Below are 14,324 nucleotides of genomic sequence, written 5' to 3' on the forward strand. Positions count from 1 at the left end.
AGATAGTCCCCCTCGTCTCACTCAGGAAAAGCACCATCTTCCTGCCCCTCCCCCTCCTTCAGGGGGAGGCCGGGAGGGGGTACTCACCAAAAAAAGCCCTCACGAAAAGTGCGCCACCAGCAGATCGAAGACCAGCCTGATGCGCCGGCTGGTATGCAGCTCGCGATGGGTAACGATCCATACCGGCACCGGGATCGGCGCGATCTCGGGCACCGCGATAACGACCTCGGGCGTCAGCGCGCCCACCGCCTCGACCATGCCGCCCAGCGCCATGCCCTTCCGCACCCATTCCCAGCCGGTCATGCCGCTTTGCGTCGCAAAAGGAAAATTGGCCTCGCTCAGCGGCACGCCGCGCGCCCGTGCAGCCGCCACAAAGTCGGCATTGCCCTCCATTGCCCCGACGAAATCGCCCCGCGCCAGCGCCTCGCCCGTTCCCGGCTGCCCCATGCGCTCCAGCAGGTCCGGCGTGCCGTAGATATAGGCCTGCGTGTCCTTGCAGCGCCGGGCGATCAACCCGTCCTGCTCGGGACGCACGTGCCGGATTGCAATATCGGCCTCGCGCCGCAGCAGGTCGCTGATCGACCCCGTCGCCAGCACCTGGATGCGAATTGCCGGCGCCGCACGCCGGATCTCTGCGATCAGCGGCGGCAGGACATGGCCTGCATAAATGTCGGCCGTGGTGATGCGCACCACCCCCTCGACTGCCTGCGACTGGCCGGCGGCGGTCATGGCCACCCGTTCGGCCGCTTCCCCCATGTCGCGCAGGTGCCGCACCAATTGCTGCCCGGCTTCGGTCAGCACCAGGCGGCGCCCCACCCGCTCGAATATGGCCACGCCCAGTTCATCCTCGAGCGCCGCCACCTGCCGGCCAAGCGTCGGTTGGGTCAGGTTGAGCGTCTTGGCCGCTGCCGATAGCGAGCCGGTCTCCACCGTCGCCAGCAGCGCCCGCAATTGGTTCCAGTCCGGCAGCATCGCTTCATCTCCTTATGCAAATAAGCATAATGACTCTGCCTTTTTCTTCAATTTCGTTTTGAACTGGTCCGCATTAGTGTGCGCCACGAGTGATCGGGGGGACCTGCCATGGCTGAAATGAGCGCATTCTGGGATCGATTGGCCGACAAATATGCGGCGCGCCCGATTCCCGATGAAGGCGTCTATCAGACCAAGCTCGCCCGCACCCGGGCCTACTTCACCCCGGACATGGACCTGTTCGAGTTTGGCTGCGGAACGGGCGGCACCGCCATCGCCCATGCCCCCCATGTCCGCCATGTCACCGCCATCGATTTTTCCGAGAACATGCTGGCCTTTGCCCGCGACAAGGCCGCAAAAGCCGGCATCGGCAATGTCACCTTCGAGCGCGGCGACATCACCACCATGACAGTAAGGCCCGCCAGTTACGACATGGTCCTCGGCCTCTCCATCCTGCATCTGCTGAAAAACAAGGACGCCGTGATTGCCCGGGTCCACCACATGCTCAGGCCGGGCGGGCTCTTCGTCTCCAGCACCGAGTGCATCGGCGACAATCGCAAATGGCTGCGCTTCATCGCGCCGGTCGGTCATGCCCTGGGTCTGTTGCCCGTGCTCGACATCATGACCCATGCGCAACTGCGCAATGCCATAACCGGGGCCGGTTTCGTCATCGAGCACGACTGGCGTCCGCATCCGGACTCTGCCGCCTTCATCATCGCCCGCAAGCCGGGTTGATCACTTGTGGAACCTTGGCGCCACCACATGCCCGAATCGGGGTTCGAAGTGCTAACAGTCTGCTAACTTTTGCCCTCATGCGTTCTCTCTCCATTGCCCGGATGTGAGCGCATCCGCCCGGAGAGCCAATGCAGGTTGCCATCGACATGGGAGAGAGCCGTCCGGCCGGCCATGCCAGCATGGACCTCGAGGAATTGCTGGCCACCCGCCTGCTGGTGCAGGGCAATTCAGGCTCCGGCAAGTCCCATCTCCTGCGCCGCCTACTCGAGCAATCGGCGCAGTGGGTGCAGCAATGCGTCATTGATCCGGAAGGCGATTTCGTAACGTTGTCAGAGCGTTACGGGCACTTGGTGGTCGACGCGACCCGCACCGAAAGCGAACTCACCCGCATCGCCGCCCGCGTCCGCCAGCATCGCGTCTCGGTCGTCCTCAACCTCGAAGGCCTCGATGTCGAGCAGCAGATGCGCGCCGCCGCCGCCTTTCTCGGCGGCATGTTCGATGCCGATCGCGACTATTGGTATCCAGTCCTGGTCGTGGTCGACGAAGCCCAGCTCTTCGCCCCTGCCGCAGCGGGCGAAGTGTCTGATGAAGCACGCAAATTGTCGCTCGGCGCCATGACCAACCTCATGTGTAGAGGTCGAAAGCGGGGGCTCGCCGGCGTCATCGCCACCCAGCGCCTGGCCAAGCTGGCCAAGAACGTCGCGGCCGAAGCCTCTAACTTCCTGATGGGACGCACTTTTCTCGACATCGACATGGCCCGCGCCGCCGATCTCCTGGGCATGGACCGCCGCCAGGCCGAACAGTTCCGCGATCTCGAACGCGGCCATTTCGTGGCCCTCGGTCCGGCCATTTCCCGCCGTCCGCTGCCCATCACCATCGGCGCCGTGGAAACCTCGGCCCGCTCGACCAGTCCCAAGCTGACGCCCCTGCCCGAAGCGCCCGCCGACGCCGCCGACCTGATTTTTACCCAGGATCCCGAAGAGCTTGCGCGCCCCGTGGTCCGGCGCCCGGCACCGCCGCCGCCACCCTCGACTAACGAGCTTTTGGCCCAGGTGGCAGAAGCCCGCGCGCGGGCCCGCGCGGAATCACCGGACGAGCCCGCCTCGCTCTTCCCCGAGATCGACGAGGCCGAGCGCGACGCCCAGATCAAGGCGGTCATGGCCGAGCTTTTGAGCGATCCGGATGCCGGTTTCCGCACCACCGCCGTGCTTTATCAGGATTTTCTGGTGCGCTGCCGTATTCGTCGGGTACCCGGCGATCCGCCGGCCCTTCCCGCCTTCAAGCGCCTCCTGGCCGTCGCCCGGGTCGCTCCGGACGAAGCCGTCGCCAGCTCCGACGGCTGGCAACAGGCCCTGACGCTTTCGGAAACCCTGACCGATGACGTCCAAGGCGTTTTCCTTGTCATCGCCCAGGCCGCGCTCACCGGCGCCCCCTGCCCGTCCGATGCCACCCTGGCCCGCCTCTACGGCACCCATTCGGCCAGCCGGGCGCGGCGCCTGCTCACCTGGTTCGAGGAACGCGGCCTCATCGTGCTGCGCACCGATTTCCGGGGCGCTCGCATCGCCGCCTTCCCTGACCTTGCCGCCGAAACGGCGCCCGGCGACCCCAACGGCCCGGACGCCCTCATGGACGAACGCGGCGCCGCCGAATAGGCCAAGTGGCCGAGTTTGGCTTACCCTGCCAGCTCCACGCGAAAGGCGTATCGTGCCACGGCACCTGGCCCCAGAACTTCCGCATAGGGTCGCGCGGCCAGATCGTCCGATCCGCCCACTTCCGCGGCCGTTCCGTGCCAGGGTTCAAGGCAGATGAACCCCGCTCCCGGTTTGGTCCAGAGCGCGAAATTGGGCAGGTTCTCCCAGGTAAAATGCACTTTGGGCCCGCTCGCCGGTCCATAGGCCAGCCCGGCCCCGGCGCCTTCCGGAAACAGCATGGCATCGGCCCGGAACTGGTCGGGTTCCAGCACCAACTGCCCCCGGGAGAAGGGGGAAGGCAGATCCTCGGGCTCCACGAGGCCACCCGAAAGCCGCCTCAGGGCCGGCTCGCCGCCATTGTCGAGCGTCACCATATGCGGCCCCTCCGCGCCCGGCAGCGGCCAGGCAAAGGCCGGATGAAAGCCGATCCCGAAGGGCATGGGCCGCGTGTCGCGATTGTGCACTTCGGCCGTGACCACCACGCCGCGCCCCACCAGCCGGTGCTCGACATCAAGCGCGAAGGCGAAGGGATAAAGCGAGCGGCTGGCCTCGGAGTCCTCCAGCCGATAGACGCAGCGATCGCTTTCCTCGACCACGAGCGAAAAGTTGCTGCGCCGCGCAAAGCCGTGCTGGCTCATCTGATAGCGTTCGCCATCGATGCTGATTGTGTCATTGGGTGCCCTGCCCACCATGGGGAAAAGGATCGGTGACCGTCCGGTCCAATAGCTGGCGTCGCCATGCCAGAGCCAGTGCCGTCCATCGCGCGTCTGGATGGCCTGCATCTCGGCCCCCAGTGCGGCGACGTCGACGGTCACCTCGCCATTGCTGATGCGCGTGAGCTGCATGTGTCGCTCCCATCCCATTCTGGCCTGAAGACGGCCCGTCCCGAGCCAGGCGAATCATCCGTTCCGGCCTCAAGCAAACGCCCTAACCTGCATTGATGGTTCCGGCGTGAGGAATTTTCGGCGCCAGGCAGCGCTCAGCTTGCAGCAGGTGCACAGGAAGGCTATCGCCAATTCATGCCTTTGCCACCCCTGCCCATCGATGCCGCGCTACCGGCCCTGTCAGTCGCCCTTTCTGCAGGGGTTTCGGCCGTGCTCGTGGCCCAGCCCGGCGCCGGCAAGACCACGCGAGTGCCACTCGCGCTGCTCGAAGCGCCATGGCGTGGCGATGGACGCATCATCGTGCTCGAACCGAGGCGGCTCGCCGCCCGCGCCGCCGCACGGCAAATGGCCCGATTGCTGGGCGAGGATGTCGGCCAGACCGTTGGCTATCGTGTCCGCATGGAAACCCGGGTTTCCAGCAAGACCCGCATCGAAGTCGTCACCGAGGGGGTTTTCACCCGTCTCATCCTAGACGATCCGGAACTCAAGGGCATTGCCGCTGTCATTTTCGACGAGTTCCACGAGCGCAGTCTCGATGGCGACCTCGGCCTCGCCCTGGCGCTCGATGCAAGGGCCCTGCGCGAGGACCTGCGCATTCTCGTCATGTCCGCAACCATCGACGGCGCCCGCATTGCCGGGCTTCTGGGCGACGCGCCGGTCATCGACAGTCCCGGCCGCACCTTTCCGGTAGAAACGCTCCACGCCGAGCCCGACCCCCTGCAGCGCCTCGAAGATCAGGTCGTTGCGGCCACCCTCACCGCCCTGCGCGAACACGAAGGGTCGGTGCTTGTCTTTCTGCCCGGGCAGGGCGAAATCATCCGCACCGCCGAGCGCCTCGCTGCCCGTCTTCCCGCCTCGGTCGACCTGGCCCCTCTCTATGGCCAGCTCAGCCCGGCCGAGCAGGACCGCGCCATCCAGCCCGCGCCAGAGGGGCGCCGCAAGGTGGTGCTCGCCACCTCCATCGCCGAAACCTCGCTGACCATCGAAGGCATCCGCATCGTCGTCGATTCCGGCTTTCGCCGCGTTCCGGTCTATGAGCCGGCCACCGCCATGACGACGCTTGCCACCACCCGCGTCTCCCGCGCCGGCGCCGACCAACGCCGGGGTCGCGCCGGCCGTACCAGTCCGGGTGTCTGCATACGGCTCTGGAACGCCGGACAGACTTCGGCCCTCGCGCCGTTCGAGACGCCGGAAATCATCTCCGCCGATCTCTCCGGGCTCATGCTCGATCTGGCTGCCTGGGGCGTCGCTGACCCTGGGAACCTCGCCTTTCTCGACCCGCCACCCGCACCCGCCTGGGCCGAGGCCAGGGCCCTGCTCACCCGCCTCGACGCGCTCGATGCGGCAGGCCATCTCACCAACGCCGGCAAGGCCCTCTCGCGCTTGCCGCTCCATCCCCGCCTCGCGCATATGGTCATGGCTGCTGCCGAAGATGGCGATGCCCGCACCGCCGCAGACCTCGCCGCCCTCATCGGCGAACGGGGCCTCGGGGGCGACGATATCGACCTCGGCCGCCGTCTCGATCGCTTCCGCAGTGATCGGTCGCGGCGCGCCGAAGATGCCCGCGCCTTGGCCGGCCGCTGGGCAAGGGCCGCTGGTTCTGCGCCAGGAGAAAGCCTTTCCCCTGGTCATCACCTCGCCCGCGCCTTTCCCGACCGCGTCGCCCAGACGGCCGGACCGCGCGGCCGTTTCCGCCTCGCCAATGGTCGCCAGGCCCAATTGGACGAGACCCATCCGCTATCCGCGGCCCCCTATATCGTCGTGGCCGACCTGACCGGCAGCGCCACCCAGGGCCGCATTCGCTCGGCCGCTGCGCTCGATGTCGTGGATCTTGAGGCGATTTTCGGCCACCGCATCACCTCGGAGACCAAGCTGGCATTCGACGCCGCCACCGGTTCGGTCCGCGCCCGCCGCCAGCGCCGTCTCGATGCCCTGCGTCTTGCCGACGACACCGCACCGGTCACCGATTTCGAGGCCGCCGCGCAGCTTCTTGAGGAGGCGGCCCTCAAACGTCCCGAAATCCTGCCCTGGTCGAAGGATCAGAAGGCTCTGCGGGCCCGGGCCAGTTTTCTGCATCAGACCCTGGGCGCGGATTGGCCCGATCTCTCGGATGCGGCCCTGTCGCAAGACCCGGGCTGGCTGGCGCCCCATATCATCGGAGAAACCCGGCTCGCCGCCATCAGTGCAGATCATCTCGGCATGGCGCTCGACGCTCTGCTGCCCTGGTCCCGGCGGCAGGAAATCGACAAACTCCTGCCCAGCCATTTCCAGGCGCCCTCGGGCAGTCACCTGCCCATTGACTACGCGGCCGAAAACGGCCCGGCGCTCGAAATCCGCGTGCAGGAACTCTTCGGGCTCGATCGGCATCCCGCCATCGCCAATGGCAAGCTGCCCCTCCTGCTGGTCCTTCTGTCCCCGGCGCATCGCCCCATTCAGACCACACGCGACCTGCCCGGTTTCTGGCGCGGCAGCTGGAAAGAGGTCGCCAAGGACCTCAAGGGCCGCTATCCCCGCCATCCCTGGCCCGACGATCCCATCGCCGCCCCCGCAACCAATCGGGCCAAGCCCCGGGGCACGTGAGGCCGCGAGATCGGTTCCTTCCGGACTGAATCGCCGAAGCACTCTGGTGTCACGCGCCCGCGCACCAGAAATTGAAACGGCTTAGAGGCCTCGCATCCATCCCAACCCGGACGAAGTGCCGCCCGCCGGGCGATATTCGGCGCCCACCCAGCCGCCATAGCCGCCCTCGGCGATGGCGGCGAAGACTGCCGCATAATCCACCTGCCCGCTGCCCGGCTCGTGCCGGCCCGGCATGTCGGCGACCTGCACATGCCCGATGCGCGGCAGCAGGCGGCGGAAATTGTCCACCACCGCCTCCCCGGTCATGGCCATGTGATAGACATCGTATTGCAGGCCCAGATTGTCATGCCCGACTGCCGCCAGCACACGTTCCGCCTGCGCCAGGCTTGAGAGGCCATAGCCGGGCATATCGACCGGATTGATCGGCTCGATCAGGGCCTCAACGCCCGCGCTCTCCAACCGCTCCGCCGCCCACCCGAGATTGTCGACGAACTTGGCTTCTGCCGCCTCCGGCGTCACGCCGGCGGGCACCAGCCCGGCCATGATGTGCACGCGGGGGCAATTAAGGGCCCGGGCATGATCGGCCGCGCGCAAAATCCCCTCGCGAAACAGGTCTTGCCGGCCCGGCTGGCAGGCGCAGCCCCGCTCACCCGCCGCCCAGTCGCCGGCGGGCGAATTGAACAGCACGACCTCAACTCCGGCACCCCTGGCCGCGGCCGCCACCTCGTGTGGTGAAAACTCATAGGGCGAAACGAATTCGACGCCGCCAAAGCCATCGGCTGCGGCGGCGTCGAAGCGGTCGAGAAAATCATGCTCGGGATAGAGCATGGAGAGATTGGCCGAAATCCTCACGCTGCAGGCGTGAAATCAAGCGCCACGCCATTGATGCAATAGCGCAATCCCGTCGGCGGCGGCCCGTCCGGAAAGACGTGCCCGAGATGGCTGCCGCAGTTGGCGCAATGCACTTCGGTGCGCACCATGCCATGGCTGCGGTCGGTGGTCGTTTCCACCGATCCGGGCAGCGGATCGTTGAAGCTGGGCCAGCCGGTGCCGCTCTCGAACTTCAGCGTCGACGCAAAGAGCGGCGTGTCGCAACCCGCGCAGGAAAACGTGCCCTGTCGCTTCTCGTGCAGGAGCGCGCACGAGCCCGGCCGCTCGGTGCCGTGCTGGCGCATGATGTAATATTGTTCATCGGTCAGCCGCTCGCGCCATTCCGCGTCGGTGCGGGTGACCGGGAAAGCATGGTTGTCCATTCCATTACTCCTTTGTCGGCCTATCATTCGCACAACATATAGGCGAGGTTACGCCCCAAGCCCACACTCGGTTCCGCCAGTTTGTCCATGAGCGCGCCAATGACCCGGATTACCACCCTTGAACAACTCGATGCGCTCTACCAGCCTGCCCCGGCGCCCGCCTCGATCACCAAGGTCGCCCGCGCCATGACGCCGCAATATCGCAAGTTGATCGAAACGAGCCCCTTCGCGGCCCTGGCCACGGTCGGTCCGGAAGGTGTGGATTGTTCGCCCCGCGGCGACCGGGCGGGCTTTGTGCGCATCCAGGATGATCGGACCCTGCTGATGCCGGACCGGCGCGGCAACAACCGCATCGACAGTCTGCGCAATATCGTGCGCGATCCGCGCTGCGCCTTTCTGTTTCTCATACCCGGTTCGGGCACCACCATGCGCGTCAATGGCCGCGCCCATCTCTCGGTGGACCCGGACCTGCTGACAAGTTTTGCTGTCGAGGACAAGGCGCCGCGCACGGTTATCGTGCTCGAGATCGACGAACTTTATTTCCAGTGCGCACGCGCGATTCTGCGGTCCGAACTGTGGAACCCTGCCCGGCACGTTGATCCGGCCAGCCTGCCGACGCCGGGCGAGATCCTGGCATCCATGACCGACAATCAGGTGGGCGGCGACAGTTACGACAAGGCCTGGCCCGAACGGGCCAAGGCCAGCATGTGGTAGGCGGTCTTCGTTCCCGCTATCGCGTCATCAGGCCGGAAAACGGCGCGGTGGTCATGTTGCGCGGCTTGGGGATGTTCATCTCGCCAGGCCGCAGCTTGGTATAGCATTGCGGCTTGATGCGGATCTCGTAGCGCTCGCAGATCGTGTTCGAATGGTCCTCGTAATTGCCCGAGATCCACTGCACGCAGACCCTCTCGGTGCAACTGGGATTGGCAGTAGCCTCGAAAGCGGCGCTCGTGCCGGCAAGGCACAGCCCGATCGCTACCGCCGATGCAATCCGCATAAACATGTGCGCTCTCCATTCTTGACTGGAGAGCGAGCCTAGACCTGCGCCCATGCGCAGGCATCCTTCAGATGAAGGAGGCCGGGTGGCCGTTCTTGCACGCATCGCTTGATGAAAATGGTGGGTGCGACAGGGATTGAACCTGTGACCCCTGCCGTGTGAAGGCAGTGCTCTCCCGCTGAGCTACGCACCCTCTGCACGAGGCAGGGAAGAGAGATGGTGGGCGTGACAAGGATCGAACTTGTGACCCCTACGATGTCAACGTAGTGCTCTCCCGCTGAGCTACACGCCCATCTCTCCGGGACGGAAGCGCTTGGCGTTTCCGGTGGCGCGGATAGACCACGAAACGCGGTCAGGGGTCAAGTGCTATCCATTCGTTTTGGATCGCAGTTCGCACCATTGTGGATTTCGTCGTGATCAGGCGGCCAACAGGCGCTCGACTTCGCTCACCAGATCCTTGAGATGGAAGGGTTTTGAAAGCACCGAAGCGTCTTTCGGCGCATCGCTGTCCGGATTGAGCGCCACCGCTGCAAAGCCGGTGATGAACATGACCTTGAGGTCGGGATCGAGCTCGGTGGCCCTGCGCGCCAGCTCGATGCCGTCCATTTCGGGCATCACGATATCGCTGAGCAGCAATGAAAACGGCTCCTCGCGCAGCCGCTCATAGGCGGACAGGCCATTGTCGAAGGAAATGACCTCATAGCCGGCATTCTTCAGCGCCCGCGTCAGGAACTGGCGCATGTCGTTGTCGTCTTCGGCAAGCAGGATTCGTTTCATCAATTCTTCCTCGGCCCGTCCGGGCGGGGTGAGTCGCTGGCTTTGGATGTTTATGCGCCTCGCAAACTTTCGCAACCGTTAGCGCGTCACGCTTGGCCTCAATACCCGCTTTCCACGGGACCCGCCCACCGCATCGTCTGGACAATCGCCCCATTGCGGGCGACAATCCTGTCACAATGGTGATTTGCCCGGAAAAAACGGGCGTTTGGTCGGGGGAGGCGGCGTGCGGTCCGATTATTGGGATCAACCGGCATTCGAGACCGTCAGGCCGCGTCGTCTGGTGGCGCCGCTGGTGTTCAACTCGCCCCATTCCGGCAAGGTCTATCCGCCCCGCTTCCTCGCCATGACCCGGCTCGACCATCTCTCGGTCCGCCAGTCCGAGGACGCCTTTGTCGATGAACTGTTTTCCCGCGCCCCGCATATGGGCGCCCCGCTTCTGCGGGCGCACTTCCCGCGCGCCTATCTCGACGTCAATCGCGAGCCCTGGGAGCTCGATCCCAAGATGTTCGCCGAGCCGCTGTCGGACACGTTCAACACCACCTCGCCGCGCGTCGCCGCGGGCCTGGGCACGCTGGCCCGGGTCGTGGCCGAGAACAAGCCGATCTATCGCGAGCGGTTGAGCCTTGATGACGCACGGATGCGCATCGAAGGCATCTACATGCCCTATCACGCGGCCCTGCAGAAACTGCTGACCGAAGCCATTGCCGCATTCGGCATTGCCGTTCTGGTGGATTGCCATTCCATGCCGCGCATCGGCAGGCACGGGGATCGGGCCGCACCCGACATCGTCCTGGGCGACCGCTATGGCACCACCTGCGCACCGGCTCTGATGGATCTGGTCGAGACGGTGTTCAGCGCCGCCGGCCTGCGCGTCGCCCGCAACCGCCCCTATGCCGGCGGCTATTGCACCCGCACCTATGGCCGCCCGCACCATGGCGTGCACGCCATCCAGATCGAGGTCAGCCGCCATCTCTACATGAACGAGGCGACGCTGGAAAAGAATGCCGGATTCGAGCCCTTGAGGGCGCTGGTCGAGGGCCTCGTGGCCACGCTGATCGGCGTCGACCCGGTGAGCCTGGCCAACGGCACCCGCATCGCTGCCGAATAACACCCCAAACAAAAAGGGGCCGCCCCCAAAGACGGCCCCCAGTCAAGGGAGGAACAATGTTCACCGGTTTGCGCGCCAAGCGTCTGCAATCCGGTCACACCATGCACCTTCCGGAATGAACGCATTTGCCCGAGCCGGCAAGCTGTACCGGCACTATCCACCGCACATCGCCCGGCGCTTGTTGCAAAAATGAATCAGCCCGAATGACCGCAATCCGGGCGGTTTTTGCCACCCAGACGCTTCATTTTCTGGCCGCGCCGATATATTTGCGAAACAATTCAAGTCCTTGCCCGAGGAGCACGCGGTGACCGAGCAAAAAAGCCCTTCCCTTGACGGGATCGACTACGCAGAAATCCGGAGCGTGCTGCTCAAGGCCGCCGAGGCGGCCGCCAGCCAGACCCTGCCGCTCTTCCGCACCACGCTCAATGTCGACAACAAGCTCGATGCCGGCTTCGATCCGGTGACCGAGGCCGACAAGGGCGCCGAGACCGCCATCCGTGCCGTCATCGCCGAGACATTTCCGGATCACGCCATTATCGGGGAGGAATGGGGGCGCAGCGGCGAAAGCCGGTACAGCTGGATTATCGACCCGGTCGACGGCACCCGCGCCTTTATCTCGGGCGCGCCCGTCTGGGGCACGCTGATTGGTTTTGCGGTGGACGGCGTTGCCGTGGCCGGGCTTATGAGCCAACCCTTTACCGGCGAAACTTTTCTCGCGACCCCCGGCCGCTCAAGCTATCTGCGAAGCGGCGCAGAAAATGCCAATCGCGTCAGCGGGCTGGAGGAGCTCGCCGCAGCGCGGGTCTTCACCACCACGCCGAACCTGTTCAAGGGGGAGCATTGGAGCAAGTGGCTGGCCATCGAAAGCCGGACCCGCCTGCAACGCTTCGGCATGGATTGCTATGGCTATGCCCTTCTGGCCGCCGGCCATGCGGACCTGGTGATCGAGCCCTATCTCAACACCTATGACATCGCCGCCCTGGTCCCCGTCATTCGCGAGGCGGGTGGCCATATCACCTGCTGGGACGGCGCCGAGCCGACCGGGGGCGGCAATGTCGTCGCCGCCGCCAGCCAGTCTCTGCTCGATCAGGCGCTCGAGGCCATCAACGCAAACTAGCGGCTCTGCTCGGTGACGAAGGCATCGAAGGCGGCGAGCACCTGCCCGCGGATGGTATCGCTTTCCATGAACAGTTCGTGGCGCGCCCCGGCGATCACCATGTGGCGGCCGGTGCGCAGCCTCAATCCGAGTTGCTCGATGGCCGGGGTCGAGACAATCTGGTCGCGGGCCGCCGCCAGCACCAGCAGGGGTATCTGGATTTGTGCCGGAAACCGGTCCTGCCCGGCCTCGACCATGGCGCGCATGGAGGCGGCCAGCCAACGGAAGCTGGGAGAGCCGATATAAAGCCCGTCATCGGCCCTTATGGTCTCCACCATCCGCACATAGCGCAGCATGTCCGAGGTCAGCGGATTGTCGGCAAACATGGATTCGTCCGGCCGCCGATCGCCCTTGCGCGCCAGGGGCAGCGCCCCCAGGCCCACAAAACTGACCGCTTCGGCGAACATGGCCCAGCGCGAGATGGTGCCTTCCATCTTGTAGAGGCTGACCATGGGCGCCGAGAGAAAGACCCGATCGAACATCATGCGGTCGCGCGTTGCCGCCATCAGGCTGGCCAGCCCGCCCATGGAGTGCCCCACCAGGTAATAGGGTGGCGGGCAATCGGGGAGCAGGATATCGGCATGAAAACACTTCAGGTCCGTCCAGTAGTCGTCGAACTTGTCGACATAGCCGACATGGGCATTGCCGATCAGCCGGTCCGAGCCGCCCTGCCCGCGCCAATCAAAGGTCGCCACGGCAAAGCCGCGCCGCCGGAAATCCTCGACCGTCTCGAAGTATTTCTCGATATATTCAGTCCGCCCCTGCACGAGGCACACCGTGCCGCGCTGCGGCCCCTGTGCCTTCGGCCACAGGCAATAGCGCAGCCGCACCTTGTCGGAGGTGGTGAAATAGCCGGGCCGGGCACCCTCGGGTACCGGATTGGATGGCGTCACCGCCAGTTTGGGTCCTTGGGGGTCGACTTGATTGGTCACATTGGCCTCGCTCGATGCGGCGACCATACGCACAGGCGGTAAACAAAGAAAAGCCAGCGACCCGAGGGTCACTGGCTCTTCGTGTCTGGGCGGTCCCATGCGGGGGGCGGGTGATGGAACCGTCAGGGTGCAAACCGGTCCGGACCATTCCGGCCGCGTTCACATGCCCCTTTCTAATGGCGTTCACCTGAACGCGATCGGAGCGCCGCGTTCATTTTCAGTTCATGCGATCGGCCAGAGGGATTCTTCGGTTCTTTTGAGGGTTACTCCCAGGTGCGCACGCACTGCGGCTTCGAATTGCGCCGGCCATGTCCCCCCGATCCGCTCCAGCAGCGCCCGCGCCCGGGGCAGGAAAATCCGGGCAATGGCCAATTGTGCTGCAACCAGGCTTTCAGGCTCGGGCCCCGGATAGGGCAGGCCCAGGAGAATTTTCATGTCCTCTGGCGGCAAGAGGCGGCTGAGATGCAGGATACCGCCGCGATCGGGGATGGGCAGTTCTTCCTGCATCAACTGGCTCAGCATATCGCGCAACAGCCCCGTGCCCATCACCATGGTCACATATTCCTGCCGCCCGAGGCCCACCGGCGTCAGGCCCATGACACGCAGGAATTCGAGCACCATGGATTCGATCTGCTCGCGATCGGGCCGGTGTTCCGGCAGGCTCGGGACCAGGCCCGCATGGATATCCGCCGGGTCATGGAGAGGTTTGACGCCATCCTGCGGCCGGTTGCCCAGTTTCCCATCGCCCGGCAGGTTGAGATCGAGCCGCAGCCAGCCCGCGGTGATGGCATTGATCAGCATGCCGCCGCGATTGAGCACCTTGAAATAGATGAGCGGCTCCTGGCTTTCGATCCAGGCGCGCCACCAGGCGGCAATTGCCGGATGCCGGTCCGGCGGCGCCAGACCCACCAGGTCAACATCGCTCCATTGATCGGCGCTGCCCTTGCCGAACGATCCGGCCAGAAACAGGGCATCGAACAGGCCGCTGTCACCGGCGGCCCCACCAATCGTCTCGATAACCGTCTTTGCGTCCACGCTCAGGTCCTCCCTTTAATGAGACTAGGAATTCCGCGTGCGCCGCGCCACTCCCTCCGCCTCTTGAACCGCTCCAATGGTCACCTACATCATGTCTGTCCGCCGGCCATCCGGGGACACCGGCCCTGCCGGAACGGCGGTCCGCCACTTTTTGGGGACCCTGACGCAGGCACCGGTCGATCAATCCACGTTGCTCAACGGAGAATG

The 14,324-nt window shown here is 65.2% G+C and carries 14 protein-coding genes and 2 tRNA genes; 6 read left to right on the forward strand and 10 right to left on the reverse strand.

What is annotated here, in order from left to right; all coding sequences use genetic code 11:
• Positions 1-99 precede the first annotated feature (99 nt).
• The gene (locus KIT02_RS09920) at positions 100-972 is read right to left on the reverse strand and encodes a LysR family transcriptional regulator (protein WP_297577422.1); all 873 of its coding nucleotides are present in this window, start codon (positions 970-972) and stop codon (positions 100-102) included.
• Between the two features lie 108 nt (positions 973-1,080).
• Between KIT02_RS09920 and KIT02_RS09925 the strand changes: the two genes are divergently transcribed.
• Positions 1,081-1,704, forward strand: a complete 624-nt coding sequence (locus KIT02_RS09925; RefSeq protein WP_297577424.1) for a class I SAM-dependent methyltransferase — start codon at positions 1,081-1,083, stop codon at positions 1,702-1,704.
• Between the two features lie 128 nt (positions 1,705-1,832).
• Positions 1,833-3,356 carry an ATP-binding protein gene (locus KIT02_RS09930; protein WP_297577427.1) on the forward strand — a complete coding sequence of 508 codons (1,524 nt, stop codon included), beginning with the start codon at positions 1,833-1,835 and terminating at the stop codon, positions 3,354-3,356.
• Between the two features lie 20 nt (positions 3,357-3,376).
• Here the strand turns inward: KIT02_RS09930 and KIT02_RS09935 are convergent, their stop codons facing one another.
• Entirely contained in the window at positions 3,377-4,240 is an 864-nt protein-coding gene (locus tag KIT02_RS09935) for an aldose 1-epimerase family protein (protein ID WP_297577430.1), read from the reverse strand.
• A 174-nt stretch (positions 4,241-4,414) separates the two neighbouring features.
• Between KIT02_RS09935 and hrpB the strand changes: the two genes are divergently transcribed.
• Positions 4,415-6,859, forward strand: coding sequence for an ATP-dependent helicase HrpB (gene hrpB, locus KIT02_RS09940; protein ID WP_297577433.1), 2,445 nt, complete (start codon positions 4,415-4,417; stop codon positions 6,857-6,859).
• An 81-nt stretch (positions 6,860-6,940) separates the two neighbouring features.
• On the opposite strand, the gene KIT02_RS09945 is transcribed toward hrpB, so the two are convergent.
• The gene (locus KIT02_RS09945) at positions 6,941-7,687 is read right to left on the reverse strand and encodes a TIM barrel protein (RefSeq protein ID WP_297585222.1); all 747 of its coding nucleotides are present in this window, start codon (positions 7,685-7,687) and stop codon (positions 6,941-6,943) included.
• Between the two features lie 20 nt (positions 7,688-7,707).
• The gene (gene msrB, locus KIT02_RS09950) at positions 7,708-8,112 is read right to left on the reverse strand and encodes a peptide-methionine (R)-S-oxide reductase MsrB (protein ID WP_297577441.1); all 405 of its coding nucleotides are present in this window, start codon (positions 8,110-8,112) and stop codon (positions 7,708-7,710) included.
• 99 nt (positions 8,113-8,211) lie between these two features.
• Between msrB and KIT02_RS09955 the strand changes: the two genes are divergently transcribed.
• Positions 8,212-8,826: a pyridoxamine 5'-phosphate oxidase family protein gene (locus KIT02_RS09955; protein WP_297577446.1), complete on the forward strand. Its 615-nt coding sequence runs from the start codon at positions 8,212-8,214 to the stop codon at positions 8,824-8,826.
• 16 nt (positions 8,827-8,842) lie between these two features.
• On the opposite strand, the gene KIT02_RS09960 is transcribed toward KIT02_RS09955, so the two are convergent.
• The 4 genes from KIT02_RS09960 to cpdR form a co-directional block, all read right to left on the reverse strand.
• Positions 8,843-9,115 (reverse strand): hypothetical protein, encoded by a 273-nt coding sequence (locus KIT02_RS09960; protein WP_297577449.1) that lies wholly within the window; start codon positions 9,113-9,115, stop codon positions 8,843-8,845.
• 112 nt (positions 9,116-9,227) lie between these two features.
• Positions 9,228-9,302: transfer RNA gene (locus KIT02_RS09965), tRNA-Val, on the reverse strand.
• A 24-nt stretch (positions 9,303-9,326) separates the two neighbouring features.
• Positions 9,327-9,401 (reverse strand) — tRNA-Val (locus KIT02_RS09970).
• Positions 9,402-9,526: 125 nt separating this feature from the next.
• A complete protein-coding gene (gene cpdR, locus KIT02_RS09975; RefSeq protein WP_297577452.1) occupies positions 9,527-9,886 on the reverse strand; it encodes a cell cycle two-component system response regulator CpdR in 360 nt (119 codons plus the stop codon).
• A 223-nt stretch (positions 9,887-10,109) separates the two neighbouring features.
• On the opposite strand from cpdR, the gene KIT02_RS09980 reads away from it, so the two are divergent.
• Positions 10,110-10,994, forward strand: coding sequence for an N-formylglutamate amidohydrolase (locus KIT02_RS09980; protein WP_297577456.1), 885 nt, complete (start codon positions 10,110-10,112; stop codon positions 10,992-10,994).
• A gap of 352 nt (positions 10,995-11,346) precedes the next feature.
• Entirely contained in the window at positions 11,347-12,111 is a 765-nt protein-coding gene (gene hisN, locus KIT02_RS09985) for a histidinol-phosphatase (RefSeq protein WP_297585224.1), read from the forward strand.
• Here hisN and KIT02_RS09990 read toward each other — a convergent pair.
• Complete coding sequence (locus KIT02_RS09990) at positions 12,108-13,082, reverse strand: alpha/beta hydrolase (protein WP_297577459.1); 975 nt, start codon at positions 13,080-13,082, stop codon at positions 12,108-12,110. The genes hisN and KIT02_RS09990 overlap by 4 nt on opposite strands.
• Before the next feature lie 222 nt (positions 13,083-13,304).
• Positions 13,305-14,117, reverse strand: a complete 813-nt coding sequence (locus tag KIT02_RS09995; protein ID WP_297577462.1) for a hypothetical protein — start codon at positions 14,115-14,117, stop codon at positions 13,305-13,307.
• Positions 14,118-14,324 lie beyond the last annotated feature (207 nt).

This window comes from Devosia sp., from assembly GCF_025809055.1.
Classification (GTDB): Bacteria; Pseudomonadota; Alphaproteobacteria; order Rhizobiales; family Devosiaceae; genus Devosia.